This window comes from Sphingomonas sp. HMP6, assembly GCF_013374095.1.
Lineage (GTDB): Bacteria > Pseudomonadota > Alphaproteobacteria > Sphingomonadales > Sphingomonadaceae > Sphingomonas.
In genome coordinates this window covers 3372522-3386762 of the sequence record NZ_AP022672.1, presented here as the reverse complement: position 1 = coordinate 3386762, position 14241 = coordinate 3372522, and the positions used below count along the sequence as shown (strand labels likewise).

At 65.2% G+C, this 14241-nt stretch carries 19 protein-coding genes; 15 read left to right on the top strand and 4 right to left on the bottom strand.

Annotated elements, in window-relative coordinates; translation table 11 throughout:
• The first annotated feature begins 75 nt into the window (after positions 1-75).
• From HMP06_RS16610 to HMP06_RS16580, 7 genes are all read left to right on the top strand, one after another.
• Positions 76-870 carry a thymidylate synthase gene (locus tag HMP06_RS16610; RefSeq protein WP_176498085.1) on the top strand — a complete coding sequence of 265 codons (795 nt, stop codon included), beginning with the start codon at positions 76-78 and terminating at the stop codon, positions 868-870.
• A complete protein-coding gene (locus HMP06_RS16605; RefSeq protein ID WP_176498084.1) occupies positions 867-1337 on the top strand; it encodes a dihydrofolate reductase in 471 nt (156 codons plus the stop codon). Before HMP06_RS16610 ends, HMP06_RS16605 begins: the two co-directional genes overlap by 4 nt.
• A 141-nt stretch (positions 1338-1478) precedes the next feature.
• Positions 1479-2672, top strand: a complete 1194-nt coding sequence (locus tag HMP06_RS16600; protein ID WP_176498083.1) for a dipeptidase — start codon at positions 1479-1481, stop codon at positions 2670-2672.
• Between the two features lie 8 nt (positions 2673-2680).
• Complete coding sequence (locus HMP06_RS16595; protein WP_176498082.1) at positions 2681-3610, top strand: bifunctional riboflavin kinase/FAD synthetase; 930 nt, start codon at positions 2681-2683, stop codon at positions 3608-3610.
• A gap of 773 nt (positions 3611-4383) precedes the next feature.
• Positions 4384-4704, top strand: coding sequence for a glycine zipper 2TM domain-containing protein (locus HMP06_RS16590; RefSeq protein ID WP_176498081.1), 321 nt, complete (start codon positions 4384-4386; stop codon positions 4702-4704).
• A gap of 83 nt (positions 4705-4787) precedes the next feature.
• Positions 4788-5216, top strand: coding sequence for an OsmC family protein (locus HMP06_RS16585; protein WP_176498080.1), 429 nt, complete (start codon positions 4788-4790; stop codon positions 5214-5216).
• 110 nt (positions 5217-5326) lie between these two features.
• Entirely contained in the window at positions 5327-5875 is a 549-nt protein-coding gene (locus tag HMP06_RS16580) for a glycine zipper 2TM domain-containing protein (RefSeq protein ID WP_176498079.1), read from the top strand.
• A gap of 48 nt (positions 5876-5923) precedes the next feature.
• Here the strand turns inward: HMP06_RS16580 and HMP06_RS16575 are convergent, their stop codons facing one another.
• Positions 5924-6154 carry a hypothetical protein gene (locus tag HMP06_RS16575; RefSeq protein ID WP_176498078.1) on the bottom strand — a complete coding sequence of 77 codons (231 nt, stop codon included), beginning with the start codon at positions 6152-6154 and terminating at the stop codon, positions 5924-5926.
• A gap of 120 nt (positions 6155-6274) precedes the next feature.
• Between HMP06_RS16575 and HMP06_RS16570 the strand changes: the two genes are divergently transcribed.
• From HMP06_RS16570 to HMP06_RS16540, 7 genes are read left to right on the top strand one after another with little or no spacing between them, the layout of a single operon-like run.
• A complete protein-coding gene (locus HMP06_RS16570; protein WP_176498077.1) occupies positions 6275-7048 on the top strand; it encodes a hypothetical protein in 774 nt (257 codons plus the stop codon).
• A gap of 57 nt (positions 7049-7105) precedes the next feature.
• Complete coding sequence (gene crcB / locus HMP06_RS16565) at positions 7106-7480, top strand: fluoride efflux transporter CrcB (RefSeq protein ID WP_176498076.1); 375 nt, start codon at positions 7106-7108, stop codon at positions 7478-7480.
• Positions 7477-8586, top strand: coding sequence for an RluA family pseudouridine synthase (locus HMP06_RS16560; protein ID WP_176498075.1), 1110 nt, complete (start codon positions 7477-7479; stop codon positions 8584-8586). The genes crcB and HMP06_RS16560 overlap by 4 nt, the downstream gene beginning before the upstream one ends.
• 6 nt (positions 8587-8592) lie before the next feature.
• Positions 8593-9192 (top strand): FMN-binding negative transcriptional regulator, encoded by a 600-nt coding sequence (locus HMP06_RS16555; RefSeq protein WP_176498074.1) that lies wholly within the window; start codon positions 8593-8595, stop codon positions 9190-9192.
• Positions 9189-9845 (top strand): HAD-IA family hydrolase, encoded by a 657-nt coding sequence (locus HMP06_RS16550; RefSeq protein ID WP_176498073.1) that lies wholly within the window; start codon positions 9189-9191, stop codon positions 9843-9845. The genes HMP06_RS16555 and HMP06_RS16550 overlap by 4 nt, the downstream gene beginning before the upstream one ends.
• Positions 9846-9855: 10 nt before the next feature.
• Positions 9856-10080, top strand: coding sequence for a hypothetical protein (locus tag HMP06_RS16545; protein WP_176498072.1), 225 nt, complete (start codon positions 9856-9858; stop codon positions 10078-10080).
• The gene (locus HMP06_RS16540) at positions 10077-10763 is read left to right on the top strand and encodes an ATP12 family chaperone protein (protein WP_176498071.1); all 687 of its coding nucleotides are present in this window, start codon (positions 10077-10079) and stop codon (positions 10761-10763) included. Before HMP06_RS16545 ends, HMP06_RS16540 begins: the two co-directional genes overlap by 4 nt.
• A gap of 38 nt (positions 10764-10801) precedes the next feature.
• On the opposite strand, the gene gmk is transcribed toward HMP06_RS16540, so the two are convergent.
• From gmk to fumC, 3 genes are all read right to left on the bottom strand, one after another.
• Entirely contained in the window at positions 10802-11458 is a 657-nt protein-coding gene (gene gmk / locus HMP06_RS16535) for a guanylate kinase (protein WP_176498070.1), read from the bottom strand.
• Positions 11459-11506: 48 nt separating this feature from the next.
• Positions 11507-11728 carry a hypothetical protein gene (locus tag HMP06_RS16530; protein WP_176498069.1) on the bottom strand — a complete coding sequence of 74 codons (222 nt, stop codon included), beginning with the start codon at positions 11726-11728 and terminating at the stop codon, positions 11507-11509.
• A 71-nt stretch (positions 11729-11799) separates the two neighbouring features.
• Positions 11800-13185 carry a class II fumarate hydratase gene (gene fumC, locus HMP06_RS16525; protein ID WP_176498068.1) on the bottom strand — a complete coding sequence of 462 codons (1386 nt, stop codon included), beginning with the start codon at positions 13183-13185 and terminating at the stop codon, positions 11800-11802.
• A 269-nt stretch (positions 13186-13454) separates the two neighbouring features.
• Between fumC and HMP06_RS16520 the strand changes: the two genes are divergently transcribed.
• Positions 13455-14186, top strand: a complete 732-nt coding sequence (locus tag HMP06_RS16520) for a hypothetical protein (protein ID WP_176498067.1) — start codon at positions 13455-13457, stop codon at positions 14184-14186.
• The last annotated feature ends 55 nt before the right edge of the window (positions 14187-14241 follow it).

The following is a 14241-nucleotide window of genomic DNA, read 5'->3' as shown; positions in this document are numbered from 1 at the left end:
AGCATCCGAAATGGCCCGAAACCCGGATGCAAGGCGGCAGTTGGCGCGGCGGCGGCGGGACGCTACACCGACGGCATGCAAGCCTATCTCGATCTGATGCGCCGCGTGCTGGACCATGGCGCGCCCCAAATGGACCGCACGGGCACGGGGACGCTCAGCGTGTTCGGCCACCAGATGCGGTTCGATCTCGCCGACGGTTTTCCGTTGCTCACCACCAAGAAACTGCACGTGCGCTCGATCATCATCGAATTGCTGTGGTTCCTGCGCGGCGACACCAACGTCGGCTGGTTGCGCGATCGCAAGGTCAGCATTTGGGACGAATGGGCCGATGAAGCGGGCGACCTCGGCCCGGTCTACGGCAAGCAATGGCGCGATTGGGAGACGGCAGACGGCCGCCATATCGATCAGATCGCCGAGTTGATCACGCAGATCAAAACCAATCCCGCCTCGCGCCGCCAGATCGTCAGCGCCTGGAATCCGGGCGATCTGCACGCGATGGCGCTGGCCCCGTGCCACTGCCTGTTCCAGACCTATGTCGCGAACGGCAAACTGTCGCTCCAGCTCTACCAGCGCTCGGCCGACATCTTTCTGGGCGTGCCGTTCAACATCGCCAGCTACGCGCTGCTGACGCTGCTGCTGGCGCAGCAATGCGGGCTGGAACCGGGCGAATTCATCTGGACCGGCGGCGATTGTCATTTGTATTCGAACCATCTGGAGCAAGCGCGCGAGCAATTGACGCGGACGCCGGGCGTGCTGCCGCGGCTGGAAATCCTGCGCGATCCCGGCGCGATCGACGCTTACGAATATGAGGATTTCCGGATCGTGGATTATGTCGCGCAGCCGCATATCAAGGCGGCGGTGGCGATATGATCGTGCTGATCCTCGCGCGGGCCGAAAATGGCGTGATCGGGCGTGACGGGAAATTGCCATGGCATTTGCCGGCCGATTTGAAGCGCTTCAAGGCGCTGACGATGGGCAAGCCGATGGTGATGGGACGCAAGACCTTCGAGAGCTTTCCGGCACCCTTGCCGGAGCGGCGGCATATCGTGCTGACGCGCGATACAGGGTGGTCGGCGGGCGGGGCCGAGGTGGCGCACTCGGTCGAGGCGGCGCTGGCGCTGACCGGGGACGGCGACGTTGCGGTGATCGGTGGGGCTGAGGTGTTCGCCTTGTTCGAGCCGCTGGCGGACCGGGTGGAGCTGACCGAGGTGTATGCGTCGCCGGAGGGCGATGCAGTCGTTCCGGGGTTTTCTGATTGGCGCGAAGTGGCGCGCGAGGACCATGCGCCTGAGGGTGCGCGGCCCGGCTATAGTTTCGTGACGCTGGAGCGCGCTTAACGCGTCCACTCTACCCCGGCGGAGGCCGGGGCCCAGTTGCCAGACCTTCGATAATCGAGCACCCATCTTCCCAACACAGCTTCCCGCGACTGGGCCCCGGCCTTCGCCGGGGAAGGCTGAATGGGGAAGGTGAGGAAAGAGATGCGCAAAATCCTGCTCGGCGGCCTCGCCCTCACCCTCTTTGCCGCCATCCTGTTCTTTACGCTGGCACCCGGCATCGTCGAGCGCGGGATGAACCAGGTCGTCGCGGTGCCGCTCAAGATCACCCCGCGCGCGCAGGCGCTGAACGCTAAGCTTCAGATCGCCGACATGCACGCCGACACCTTGCTGTGGCAGCGCAGCCTGCTGACGCGTGCCGATCGCGGCCAGATCGATCTGCCGCGCCTGATCGCCGGCAATTACGCGCTGCAGGTATTCTCCTCGGTCACCAAGACGCCGAAGGGGCAGAATTACGTCGCCAACTCTGCGAACACCGACAATATCACCGCGCTCACCATCGCCGATCTGCAGCCGCCACGCACCTGGGGTTCGCTGCTTCAGCGATCCTTGTGGCATGCGCAGAAGCTCGATCGCTACGCCGCCGGCTCGAACGGCCAGCTTCGCGTGATCCGCACCGCAAGCGACCTCGACCGGCTGCTCGCCGACCGGGCGCAGGGCAAAAAGGTCGTCGGTGGGATGCTGTCGATCGAGGGGTTGCAGGATCTGGAGGGCAAGTTCGCCAATCTCGACACGCTTTACACTGCCGGGTTCCGCATGGCGGGCCTCGCGCATTTCTTCGACAATGACGTCGCCGGATCGATGCACGGCGAAGCAAAAGGCGGGCTGACCCCGCTCGGCCGTCAGGTCGTGCGGCGGATGGAGGCGATCGGCATGATCGCCGACATCGCGCATTCGAGCCATGCGACGATCGCCGAGGTGCTGGCGATGGCGCGCCGTCCAGTCGTCGCGAGCCATGGCGGCGTGCAGGCGACCTGCAAGGTCAATCGCAACCTGACCGACGCCGAGATTCGCGGCATCGCCCGCACCGGCGGGGTGATCGGCATCGGCTATTGGGATGCGGCAATCTGTTCGACCAAGCCCGAGGCCGCCGCCGCGGCGATCGCACACGTCCGGGATCTGGTCGGTATCGACCATGTCGGGCTCGGCTCCGACTTTGACGGCGCGGTGACAACCGGCTTCGATTCGAGCCAAATCGCCGCCGTCACGCAAGCGTTGATCGACCGCGGTTTCAGCGATGCCGACATCGCCAAGGTGATGGGCGGCAATGTTCTGCGCGTGCTCCGCGCCGGGATCGTCCCCACAGCCTCTAGCGCACCCGCCAAGCGCCCCGTATAGCCCCCGCCATGACGCGGCTCGACGGCGGCGCGGTGATCCCCGAACAGTTTCGCGGCGGGATCGTGGCGCTCGGCAATTTCGATGGATTTCACCTTGGGCACCAGGCGGTGGTTGGCCGTGCGATCGCGCAAGCGCGGGCCGAGGGACGGCCGGCAATCGTCGCGACGTTCGACCCGCATCCAGTCCGCTATTTCCGACCCGATACCCCGCCCTTCCGCCTGACGACGCTCGACCAGCGCGAGCGGCTGTTCGCCAATGCCGGCGCCGATGCGATGGTGGTGTTCGGCTTTGACGCTGGGCTCGCCGCGCAGACGGCCGCGGAGTTCGTTGGCGACCGGCTGCTCGACAAGCTGCGCGCCGGCGGCGTGGTGACGGGCGCGGATTTCACGTTCGGGAAGGACAAGGGCGGCGACGTCGATGTGCTGGTCGACCTCGGCCTGAAGAACGGATTTTCGGTCGAGACGGTCGGGCCGGTCGCGCTCGACGGCATGGCCGTATCGTCGAGCCGGATTCGCGATCTGCTGAAGGCCGGAAACCCAAGCGGCGCCGCGCAACTGCTAACCCGCCCGTTCGCGGTGGCCGGCGTGGTGCAGCATGGCGACAAGGTCGGGCGGACGATCGGCTATCCGACCGCCAACCTCGACATGGGAACCTATCTCCGCCCGGCGTACGGCATCTACGCCGTGCGCGGGCGGCTGCCCGACGGGCGCATGCTGGATGGTGCAGCGAACCTCGGCATTCGCCCGACGTTCGATCCGCCGAAGGAATTGCTCGAACCGTATTTCTTCGATTTCAACGAGGATTTGTACGGCCAGATGATCGAAGTCGAGCTGATCGACTATCTGCGCCCCGAAGCGAAGTTCGAGTCGCTGGAGGCGCTGATGGCGCAGATGGAGGCGGATTGCGCGCGGGCGCGGATCGTGTTGGCCGCGATCTAAAACCCCTACGGCGTGGGTACCGGTTTTAAGGGGGAAGCGGGTGCCGCAAGGGAGCCCGCACGCGCCACTTCCCCCATGCAAAAAGAGGCCGGCATCGCTGCCGACCCCCATTGCCTCGACCTCGATCGCTCCACCCGCACCGCGAACGGTGCCGATTTCGCGTTTCGGTCGCCAGGGTCGGGCGCGATCCTCTTGCAAGTCTCAGCACCCGCGACCCTGGTGGCCAGCGCGGCGTTCGGGTTGCCCCGTCCACTTTGCCTCGGTCCCGCTCCGGTGAAGCCGCTTTCCCCGTGAAGAAACGCGCTCTTCGACCATCCCGACACCAGTACCCCTGCTCTTCGTCGCAAGCGACAGCCCAGCCTGGACACTTTTGGAAGCCTGTCTCGGGTCACCGACCTGCCACCGCTTGCGCGACCGCCGTCCCGTCACCTTGCCCGAGCCTCCGCCGCGATCGACGCCTGGTTTCCTTGCGGCACCTAGGCACTTTTCGCGGCATAAGCATTTGATTTCTCTTCGATTTCTCGCTTTGTCACCGCTTGCTTACAGTCATGATGCTGTCATGATCTTCGAGTCGCACCAACCCCAAATCACGCGCGCGCACCTGTGAATAACGTGGATATCGGGGATAAATTGAGAGGTCCGATGCTCCTGTACGATAGCCTTGGCGCGTATGAACACGGCGTTGTTTCAGGTTCATGAAACCGAACTAAAAGGGCGATCGTTACAGGTATGGAATTGATCCAAGGCAAGTAGCAGCCACACGGGAGTATCTTATGCGTAATTTCATCTTGGCGCTTAGCGCCGCCTCGCTCGTCATCCCCGCCACGATGGTAGTGCCCACTACCCAGGCCGAAGCGCGCAAGCACCGGCATTATAAGCCGCGCGCTTATAACGCCAGCGATGGCCGCCGGTACTGCCGCCATTCGGATGGCACCACCGGCCTGATCGCCGGTGGCGTTGGCGGGGCATTGCTCGGCAACTCGATCGCCGGCCGCGGCGACAAGACGCTCGGCACCGTGCTCGGCGGCGTTGCCGGCGCGTTCGGCGGACGCGCGATCGACCGCACGATGACGGCGGATCGCCGCTGCCGCTAACAGCGGTCACAAAGACACCCTATATCAGGCGCGCACCTCCACCGGGTGCGCGCCTTTTTCGTGGTCTTTGAGGGAGCGAGACGATGACGACACGCAGTGGATCGGCCAGCTATGATGGCTTTGGCAAGGATGGCAAAGGCCATGTCTGCACCCAATCGGGTGTATTGTCGCACGCGCAATATGGCTTTGGCAGCCGCTTCGAGGACGGGATCGGCACCAATCCCGAGGAATTGATTGCCGCCGCGCATGCGTCCTGTTTCACGATGGCCTTGAGCTTCGCGCTGGCCGGCGCCGGATTTACCGCCGGTCGTCTCGACACCACCGCCAAGGTGACGCTCGAAAAGGATGGCGATGGATTCACCATCACCAAGTCCGCACTCGATCTGAAAGCCGTGATCGAGGGTATTTCGGCGGAACAGTTCGAAACGATCGCCGCCGATGCCAAGGCGCATTGCCCGGTTTCGAAGCTGTTCAAGGCCGAGATCACGCTGACGCACACGCTCAACCCCTGACCGAGCTTGCGGGCGGGTGAACGCGGTGTAGTTTTCGGTTCACGCAACCTCGCGCGGCGGAGACGGTTCTACCCTGTAATCCAGCACGGATTACCTAAGGAGCATTTCACATGCGCAAACTCATTCTCGCCGCCGCCATCGCGGCCACCTCACTGTCGGCGATCCCCGCCGTCGCTCAGAACAACCCCAATCGCGAATACAATCGCGACGTCCGTGACGCGCGCCAGGACTATCGCCGTGACGTCCGCAATGCCGACGATCGCCGCGATGTTCGCGATGCCCGTCAGGAGTATCGTCGCGACGTCCGTGATGCGAAGCGCGACCGGAATCGGGATTGGCGGCAGTATCGCAATTACGATTACAACCGCTTCGAAAATGGTCAGCGTACCTATTATGCCGATCGCTATTACCGCCCCGGTAACAATTACCAGGTGCGTCGCCTTGGTCGCAACGACCGGATCTATCGCGGCAACGACAACCGCTATTACTGCCGCCGGAGCGACGGTACGACCGGTTTGATCATCGGCGGTCTGGCCGGCGGTCTGCTCGGCAACTCGCTGGCAGGCGGCGGGTCGCGCACGCTCGGCACGCTGCTGGGCGGTGGTGCGGGCGCACTGCTCGGCCAGTCGATCGATCGCGGTCAGGTTCGGTGCCGCTAATCTGATCATCGGAAGGCCCGGCGCGCAAGCGTCGGGCCTTTCGCGCGTCTAGAACAGGCCACCGCCCAGAAACAGGCGGATGACCGCGACGATAATAACGAACAGATTGAAATTACGCCCGGACTTGTGTCCCGACAGCATCCCGATCGCGGCACCCACGACCGCAATCGGGATCGCCAGATAATTGGCGATCCCGAAGAACGGCACCAGCCCGACCAATGCCACCGGCAGCGCGACGAGGCCCACCAGAACCGAAACGATATTGACGATCATACCCATGTCCCGAACATGGCAATGCGCGGGCGCTTTAGCAAGGCAACACACGCGACATCTCCATCCCAAAGGCTTTTTTAACCGTGGCGGGTGCAGAATAGGCGTCTGTTCTGGAGCTGTCGGTCGATGAATCTCTCGCATTTCCGCACGGTCGGCATGGTCGCTTTGCCCCTCGCGCTGCTCGCGTGTGGCAAGCGCGACGATGATCGCAACCTCGATTCGCTCGACAATGAGTTAGTCGAGGCCGGGTCCGGCGGCACCAACGCGAGCGACCCGGCAATGACGAGCGCGCTGCACGACCAGATCATGGTCGATCCCGCACTCGCCCAGCAATCCAATGCCGACAGCGTCCGGCCGCCTGCCCAGCCGTATTCGGGCGGCGTACCCCCGGTCGGCATCGCGCAGTCGGGTGGTGGAACCACGGGTGCCGCGACCAGCGAAACGATCAAATCGACCCCGGCCCCGGCCACGAAGGACTGCCCCAACTGCCAAGCGGCCCGCGATTCGCTCACGCTCGGCGCGCTGGCCTCGCGCCAGAAGGACAAAAGCACCAGCGGCTGTGCCGGTGCGATGCGCTACTCCGCGCGCTGGGCCGAGAAGCTTCCGGCTGACGTGCCGCTCTATCCCGGTGCGCGCGTTGCCGAAGCGGCCGGTGCAGATACGAGCGCCTGCCATTTGCGCGCCGTTACCTTCTCGACCTCGGCCAAACTGCAGACCGTGCTCGACTGGTATTATACCCGCGTTACCAATGGCGGCTTCTCGGCCGAGCATCAGTCGGATGGGACCGAACACACGCTTGGCGGCACGCGCGACCGCGATGGCGGCGCCTATGTCCTGTTCCTGACCGGGCGTCGTGACGGGGGAACCGACGTCGATTTGGTGGCCAATAACGGGGGCTGAGCGGGCACATTCGCGCTCTAGGTTCTCAAGGGCCGCAATTCGCGCTAACAGCGCCCGATGTACCAACTTCTTTTCGTTATGACGGGCGGCGCGCTCGGTTCTGCCGCGCGCTTTCTCGTCGGACGCGCAACGCTTCGCGGGTTCGGCCCGGATTTCCCTTATGGCACGCTGACGGTGAACCTCGTCGGTGGGTTTGCGATGGGTGTGCTCGCAGGGATGCTCGCGCGCTATAACGCCGGGGAGAATTGGCGATTGCTGCTCGGTGTCGGCGTGCTGGGCGGGTTCACGACCTTCTCGGCCTTCTCGCTCGATGTCGTGGCGATGATCGAGCGCGGCAGTCTCGGCGTCGCGCTCGGCTATGCCCTGCTCTCGGTGATCGGATCGATCGTCGCGTTGTTCGCCGGCCTCACGCTCGTGCGGGTGGCGGCATGAGCGTCGCACCGACCAAAGCAACCTCCGACGTGCGCCAGTTCAACGTCGGCGTCGATGATGACGGCATCCGGCTCGACCGCTGGTTCAAGCGGCATTTGCCCGACACAAGCTACACCACCGTCGCCAAATGGGCGCGCACCGGGCAACTCCGCATCGACGGCGCCCGCGCCAAGCCCGGCGACCATGTCGTGGCCGGCCAATCAATCCGCGTGCCGCCGGCCGAACCCGTCCGCGTCGATGCCCCGGTCAAGCGCGAACGCCCGCCGCTCAGCGACGACGAGATCGCCTTCGCGCGCGAAATGGTGATCCACCGCGACGCGCAGGCGATCGTGCTCAACAAGCCACCCGGACTCGCTACGCAAGGCGGGACCAAGACGATCGAGCATGTCGACGGCTTGCTCGATGCGTTGCAGGACGATCTCGATGGCCGCCCCAAGCTGGTTCACCGGCTCGACAAGGATACGAGCGGCGCGCTGCTCATCGCCCGTACCGCGCGGGCGGCGGCCTATTTCTCCAAGTCGTTCTCGTCGCGCACCGCCCGGAAGACCTATTGGGCTTTGGTTGTCGGCGTGCCCTCGATCGAGGATGGCATGATCGAACTCCCGATCGGCAAGCAGCCGGGCTCGGGCGGCGAGAAGATGCATGTCGACGAGAAGGAAGGGTCGCCCGCACGGACGCGCTACCGCGTAATCGAGATGGCCGGGACGACGACGGCGTGGCTCGAGCTGATCCCCTATACCGGGCGCACGCATCAGCTCCGCGTGCATCTCGCCGCGATCGGCCATCCGATTGTCGGCGACGGTAAATATGGCGGGCAGGCCGCGTTCCTCACGGGCAATATCTCGCGGAAAATGCATCTCCATTCGCGCCGCATCCGGATCGACCATCCCGATGGCGGCGCGATCGACGTGCAGGCCGAATTGCCGACGCATTTCGCCGAGAGCCTGAAGCAATTGGGCTTTGACGAGATGCTCGGCAACACGATGCCGCTCGAATCGCCGCCGCCCCCAACGCGCGCGGTGAAAAAGCAGCAAGCCCGTCAGCACGCCAAGAATGTTCGCAAGGACCGCAAAGGCGAACGGCGGCGGCGCGGCTCGTCGGATTGAACTGACGTGCATCCCAACGGCGCCTTCCGCTTCGTCGACGATGCGTCGATGCTCAGCTTTGCGGCGGCGCGTGGGTTTGCGCATATCTTTGCGACCACGCCGGAAGGTCCGATGGTCGCCCACGCGCCGATCACGCCTTTTAAGGGTGCCTTTCGTTTCCACGTCGCGCGCGGCAACCCGATCGCGCGCCATCTGAACAGCGCGACCTTGCTGCTGAGCGTGAGCGACAGCGACGGCTATGTCAGCCCGAGCTGGTATGCCGATCCGCTCGGATCGAAGCATGTGCCGACCTGGAACTATGTCGCGGTCGAGATCGTCGGGACGGCGCGGTTGCTCGACGACGCGGAGCTGACCGCACAACTCGACACACTCGCCGCGATCAACGAACCGCGGGTTTCGCCCGAGCTGCAATGGACCCGCGCCAAGACCGACTCGGCCTATTTCGACAAATTGCTCAAGGCGATCGTGGGGGTCGAAGTCGCCGTCGAGGCGGTGCGCGGCACCACCAAGCTCAGCCAGCACCGGCTGGATGAGGACAATGTCGGCGTGATCGCGGGCCTGCGCCGCAGCGGCAATCCAGCACTGGCGGAGGCGATGGCGCGATGAACAAGCTGGCCCTTTTCGATTGCGACGGGACGCTGGTCGACAGCCAGGACAATATCTGTCGTTCCGCCGAGGAGGCGTTCAAGCTCGCCGGGATCATGGCACCGCCGCGCGACCGCATCCGGCGGATCGTCGGGCTGAGCCTGGTCGAGGCGATGCGCACGCTGCATCCGGAGGGCGAAGATGCGCTGCACCGCAGCCTGGCCGAGGATTACAAGGCGGCGTTCTTTCGCATGCGCTCCTCGGGTGCGATGGCGGAGGAGCCGTTGTACGAAGGGATGCTGGAGGTGCTCGACGTGCTGCAGGCCGAAGGCTGGGTGCTCGGCGTGGCGACCGGAAAGTCCGATCGCGGGCTCGCGCACATCCTCGCGCATCACGGCATCGCCGCCCGCTTCGTCACGCTGCAGACCGCTGACCGGCACCCGTCCAAGCCGCATCCGTCCATGATCGAGACAGCCATGGCCGAATCGGGCGCAACGGCTGCCACAACGGTGATGATCGGCGACACGAGTTATGACATGCAGATGGCGCGCGCGGCGGGGGCACGCGCGCTTGGCGTCGCCTGGGGCTACCACCCCGTGGACGAGCTGACGGCTGCGGGCGCGCATGCCATCGCCGATGCGGTGGCTGCGCTGCCCCGGCTTGTCCACGGTTGAGGATGCCAGCGTGACCGATCCCGACGCGCAAGCGCGCAACCGCTATTTCACGCTCGTCGCGACGCGGCTCGGCGGATCGGCGGGCGCGCTGCTCGGCCTACTGCTGATCGCGCGTTCCGATGCGACGCTGCCCAAGGTCATCGGCACGGCACTGGTGCTGTCGGCGCTGCTGATGATCGCGATCGTGCCACGCGCGCTCGCGCGCCGCTGGCGCACCCCGCCGGGCAGCGAATGAAGCGTTTCTGGATCAATGTAGCGCTCGACGAAGGCCGTGCGGTCTCGCTCGATGGCAAGCCAGTGCGGACCCCCGGACGCGTGCCGCTGGCGCTGCCGACCGAGGCGCTGGCAGAGGCGGTCGCAGGCGAGTGGCGCGCGGTCGAGGGCGAGATCGACCCGCGCGCGATGCCACTGACCGGCCTCGCCAATGCCGCGATCGACCGGGTGGGCGCCGACCCGGCGCTCTTCGCACGCGGTCTGGCGGTCTATGCCGAGAGCGACCTGCTCTGCTACCGCGCCGATGCGCCCGATGATCTGGTCGCGCGTCAGCAGGCGGCGTGGGATCCCCTGCTCGATTGGGCGCGGGCGCGCTACGACGTCCACCTCGAGACCGCGACCGGCATCCTGCACCGTGCGCAGCCCGCCGCAACGCTCACCCGGCTGAGCGAGGCCATTGCGACGCGCGATGCCTTTGCGCTGGCGGCGCTATCCCCGATCGTGACGATCGGGGGGTCGCTGATCGCTGCGCTGGCGCTCGCCGAGAATGCCGCGACGCCCGAACAGGTGTGGGACGCGATCACGCTGGACGAGGACTATCAGGCCGAGCGCTGGGGCCGCGATCCGCTCGCCGCCGCCGGGATCGAGGCGCGGCGGCGCGATTTCGATGCGGGCGTGCGGATGCTGGAGCTGCTGGAGCGCTGACCACCCTCATGCTCCTGCCTTCGCAGGAGCACCGGGGATTACTTCTCGGGCAAGCGGCGGATGAAGCCGATCATGCCGCGCTGGCGTGAGCGCTTGAGGCGCTCGGCGGTGAGGATCGTCTGGACGCAGTCGTAGCAATCGTCGAGGTCATCGTTGACCAAGACATAATCATACCCGTCCCAATGGCTCACCTCGGCGAGCGCGCGGTCCATGCGGCGGTCGATGACTTCCTGCGTATCGGTCGCGCGTTTCTCAAGACGCTCGCGTAGCGTCTTCAGGCCCGGCGGCAGGATGAACACGCGGACGACGTCGCCACCGGCGAGCTGAAACAATTGCTGCGCGCCCTGCCAATCGATGTCGAACAGGATATCCTGGCCGTTCTCGAGATCCTTGAACACGGTATCGCGCGGCGTACCGTAGCGTTGGTCGAACACGCGCGCCCATTCGAGGAACTGGTCGTCTTCCGCCATGCCGCGGAAGGTCTCCTTGTCGACGAAGTGATAGTCCTTGCCCTCCACTTCCCCGGCGCGCGGCGCGCGGGTGGTGTAGGACACCGACATTTTGAGCTTGTTGCGCTCCTCCGTGAGCAGCCGGTTGGCGATCGTCGACTTGCCCGCGCCGGAGGGCGAGGACAGAACGAACATCAGCCCGCGGCGTTTGAAGCTCTTGGGCTGGGAAGATCGATGGTCGGGCATGCCCGCCCTTGGCGCGGACGCGCCACGCGCGTCAAGAGCGCCGCAGTGTTAGCGCTTCGGCAAATCCGCGCCAAACACCTGATCCTTGAGCTTGCCGACACCGCGCAGCACCAGCCAGCCAACCGTGAACGTCACCGCCAGCGGGATCACCGCCTTCACGACGTTCGCAGCAATCGCGCCCGTGATCGCACCGTCGACGCTGCTGTCGTCGCCGCTGGAACCATCGATCGCGCTGCCGATCGCAGCACCGATTATCGTCGTGAAACTCATGTTCTTTCTCCGCTTCGTGGCCGCTCAAAGCGCGACGGACGATATGGTTCCGAAACGGTTCCACGCGGCCGTCACACCATCGTTTCGGGACGGACCAGCCGATCGAACGTCGCAGCATCGACCAGCCCGAGCGCGAGGCCGGCTTCCTTCAGCGTGAGCCCCTCGGCCAGCGCATGTTCCGCGATCTTGGCGGCATTGTCATAACCGATCTCGGGCGCGAGCGCGGTGACGAGCATCAGCGAACGATCGACCAGCTCAGCGATTCGGTCGCGATTCGGCTCGATCCCCGCGACGCAACGCTCGGCGAAGCTCGTCATGCCGATGCTCAGCAAGTGGATCGATCGCAGCACGTTCGCACCGATCAGCGGCATGAACACGTTGAGTTCGAAATGCCCTTGCATCCCGCCGACCGTGACGGCGGCATTGTTACCGATCACTTGCGCGGCAACCATCGTTAGGCTCTCGCACTGCGTCGGGTTGACCTTCCCCGGCATGATCGAGCTGCCCGGTTCGTTCGCGGGCAGAGACAGTTCGCCCAGCCCCGAACGCGGGCCGGAGCCGAGCAGGCGGATGTCGTTGGCGATCTTGGTCAACGCCACTGCCAATGTGTTGAGCGCGCCGTGGAAGAAGACCAGCCCATCCTTGGCGGCGAGTTGCTCGAAAGTGTTGGGGGCGGTTTCGAAGCGCGTGTCGGCGATATCGCTGATCGCTGCGGTCATGTCCGCAGCCCAGCCCGGTGGCGCGTTCAGCCCGGTGCCGACTGCGGTGCCGCCGATCGCGAGCTTGCGCAGATCGCCATCGATCGCACTCAGGATGCGGTGGCGGCAACTGGCAAGCTGCGCCGCATAACCGCCGAATTCCTGCCCGAGCGTGAGCGGGGTCGCATCCTGCGTATGGGTGCGGCCGATCTTGACGATGTCGCGCCACTCGTTTGCCTTTGCGGCGAGGGAAGCCTCAAGCCGATCGAGCGCGGGCAGCAGCGCCGCTTCGGTCGCCAGCACCGCCGCAACGTGCAGCGCGGTCGGGAAACTGTCGTTCGACGACTGGCTCATGTTGACGTGATCGTTGGGGTGGACCGGCGTCTTGCCGCCGCGCGTGCCGGTCAGCGCCTCGTTCGCAAAACCTGCAATCACTTCGTTGACGTTCATATTGGTCTGCGTACCCGACCCCGTCTGCCAGATGACGAGCGGGAATTGGTCGTCGAGGCGGTCGCTGACGATCTCGCCCGCCGCCGCCTCGATCGCGTCGGCGATGGAGGGCGCAAGGCCGTGCTGGCGGTTCACCCGCGCGGCGGCTTGCTTCACGAGCGCAAGCGCATGGACGATCCCAAGCGGCATCCGCTCGCTCGCCGGGAAGGGGAAATTCTCGATCGAACGCTGCGTCTGCGCGCCCCAATAGGCGCTGACGGGCACTTCGATCGCCCCGAGCGAATCGGTTTCGGTACGGGTTTCGGCCATGAATCACCTCACATGCACGCGCTTAAAGTCACACGAGTCACACCATTAGCAGGGCATGACCCCGCCGCGACCCGTCGGATCGGACACGCATGGGAAACCGAACGCCGAGTGCCATGGTTCCAGGGTAGCGCAGGTCGGGCTCGGTAGGACAGCGACGATAGTAGTCGGCTCGGCGCGGGATGCGGGGGGCGGCTCGGATTGCTTTTTATCCACCGGCTTCGGTAGGATCGCGCCGTGCGCAACGGGGGCGCCGCACCGAGGGGAAAAAGATGTCGGAGCCGAACGTCCAAGCGCCTGAAGATTTACGCAAAAAGATCAGCGACTTGTCCGAGGACACGCTCGGTTTCGGCGGCCTCGAACTCCATACCGTCTGGCAATTGGTGCGCGACCCGCGCGCGGTACTGCACGCCTGGATGACGGCCGGACCGACGGGTGGCGGAGCTTTTGCCCGGCCCTTCCGTCTCTACATGGGGCTGAACGCGATCCTGATGTTGTTCCTGTTCCTGCAAGGCGGCGCAGCGCGCAAGATCTTCGCCGGATTACCGCCGCGCATGGTCGATTCGCTGATCGCCGCATCGGGCAAAAGCCGCGATGCCTTTATCGGCGACGCCGACGGATGGATGTCGCTGACGCTCGTGCCGATCCTGTCGATGTTCTACGCGCTCGCCACCGCACCGTTGCTGCGCTGGTGGGACCCGGACGATCTGGGATGGAAACGCGGGTTCCGCGCGGCGTTCGGCTATTTGTGCGGCTGGACCGTGTTGATGCTGCCGGTCGCATGGTGGGCCAATGCGCCCGGAATGATCAGCCAGATCGCATCCGCCGCCATCATCGTGATCGGCATCCTCGCCTTTATCCGGATGGGCGCGGGGCGCTGGTGGGAAAGCCCGCTCGGCGGGCTGGGCAAGGCGCTGCTGCTGGCCGCGGCGATCCAGGTGAGCGCGGCGATAGGATTTCTGCCGGTGTTGGGGATCGGGCTGGCGGCGGGGCGGTATTTTTGAGGGGGGGTTGAGTGCGGATCGCCCGTCACGGGCGTAAATCCCGTGACGTCGGTCG